At 71.8% G+C, this 1,942-nt stretch carries 1 protein-coding gene; it reads left to right on the top strand.

From position 1 onward, the window contains the following. The first annotated feature begins 130 nt into the window (after positions 1–130). Positions 131–1,555, top strand: a complete 1,425-nt coding sequence (gene argG, locus FOE67_RS24210) for an argininosuccinate synthase (RefSeq protein WP_182666960.1) — start codon at positions 131–133, stop codon at positions 1,553–1,555. Positions 1,556–1,942 lie beyond the last annotated feature (387 nt).

Genomic DNA, 1,942 nt, shown 5'->3' on the forward strand with positions numbered 1-1,942 from the left:
TCCCCGAGCCGGAACCCACGCCCCAACCGGGCCGCTGAGGGCCGGCGCGCCGGGCACCGCCCCCGGGGCCGGGGTCGCCCCCCACCGGACGCGGGCGGCGCCCGGCGCGGCGGGGCCCTACTATGCATACATGTCGAAGGTTCTGAATAAACTTCCAGTCGGCGAGCGGGTCGGCATCGCGTTCTCGGGTGGCCTGGACACCTCGGTCGCGGTGGCCTGGATGCGCGAGGGCGGCGCGATCCCCTACGCCTACACGGCCGATGTCGGCCAGTACGACGAGCCGAACCTGGACGACGTGCCCGCCCGCGGCCTCGCCTACGGGGCCGAGCGCGCCCGGCTCATCGACTGCCGCGAGGCCCTGGTGGAGGAGGGGCTGGCCGCGCTGACCGCCGGAGCCTTCCACATCCGGTCCGCCGGGCAGACCTACTTCAACACCACCCCGCTCGGCCGCGCGGTGGTGGGCACCCTGCTGGTGCGGGCCATGCACGAGGACTCCGTCTCCATCTGGGGCGACGGCTCCACCTACAAGGGCAACGACATCGAGCGGTTCTACCGCTACGGCCTGCTCGCCAACCCCGACCTGCGGATCTACAAGCCCTGGCTGGACCGGGACTTCGTGACCGAGCTCGGCGGCCGGCAGGAGATGTCGGTCTGGCTCTCCGAGCGGGACCTGCCCTACCGCGACTCCGCCGAGAAGGCGTACTCCACCGACGCCAACATCTGGGGCGCCACCCACGAGGCCAAGCGCCTGGAGTACCTCGACACCCCGCTGGAGATCGTCTCCCCGATCATGGGCGTCCGGTTCTGGGACGAGGCCGTGGAGATCCCGGCCGAGGACGTCACCGTGGACTTCGAGTACGGCCGTCCGGTGCGGATCAACGGCAAGGCGTTCCCCTCCCCCGTGGACCTCGTCCGGGAGGCCAACGCGATCGGCGGCCGGCACGGTCTGGGCATGTCCGACCAGATCGAGAACCGCGTCATCGAGGCCAAGAGCCGCGGCGTGTACGAGGCCCCGGGCATGGCGCTGCTGCACATCGCCTACGAGCGGCTGCTCAACGCCATCCACAACGAGGACACCGTCGCGATGTACCACGTGGAGGGGCGCCGGCTCGGGCGGCTGCTCTACGAGGGCCGCTGGTTCGACCCGCAGGCGCTCATGCTGCGCGAGAGCCTCCAGCGCTGGGTGGGTTACCCGGTCACCGGCAGCGTCACCCTGCGGCTGCGCCGGGGCCAGGACTACACGATCCTGGACACCACCGGCCCGCAGCTGAGCTACCACGCGGAGAAGCTGTCCATGGAGCGCAGCCACGAGCAGGCGTTCTTCCCGGACGACCGGATCGGCCAGCTGACCATGCGCAACCTCGACATCGCCGACTCCCGGGCCAAGCTGGAGCAGTACGCCGCCGGTGGGCGGCTCGCGGCGTGGAAGGGCCTGATCGGCGAGCCGGCGCCGGGCGGGGCGGAGGCCATCGCGAGCCTCGGCGCCGAGGAGGATCCGGGAGCGGTGGACGAGCAGGCGCTGGACCACGCCGCGATCGAGTCCGGCACGGACTGAGCGGCGGTTCCCGGCCGGCTCCGGCGGGGCCCGGCGACGTCCGGCGGGGGACCACCGGCCGGGAACGTCCGCCCGGACCCGGCTCGGATCACCACCGCGGGTCACCGATCATTTCGCATATGTATGCACGGCCCCGGGTCGTGGCGCACCGATCTCCCGGTGCGGCACACGACCCGGGGCCGTTCGCGTCGGTGGGGCGGTCCGCCCCCACTCGCCTCCGCCGACCCCGGGCACGTCGAACATCTGAACCAGAATTCGCCCCGATCGGGCGTGACCCGGACCGGTCTACCCGCGTTAACCGAGCATCCGCGCGATTTCCGAGACCGGGAGGAACAGCCGTGGCCCCGTACCCGAACACCCCCTTTCTCTTATACGCAGCTCCGATCC

Source organism: Streptomyces calidiresistens (assembly GCF_014141525.1).
GTDB classification, from domain to species: domain Bacteria; phylum Actinomycetota; class Actinomycetes; order Streptomycetales; family Streptomycetaceae; genus Streptomyces; species Streptomyces calidiresistens.

Excerpts from the sequence above, each read along its gene's own strand:
- argG (WP_182666960.1), top strand. The coding sequence starts at position 131 with ATGTCGAAGGTTCTGAATAAACTTCCAGTCGGCGAGCGGGTCGGCATC.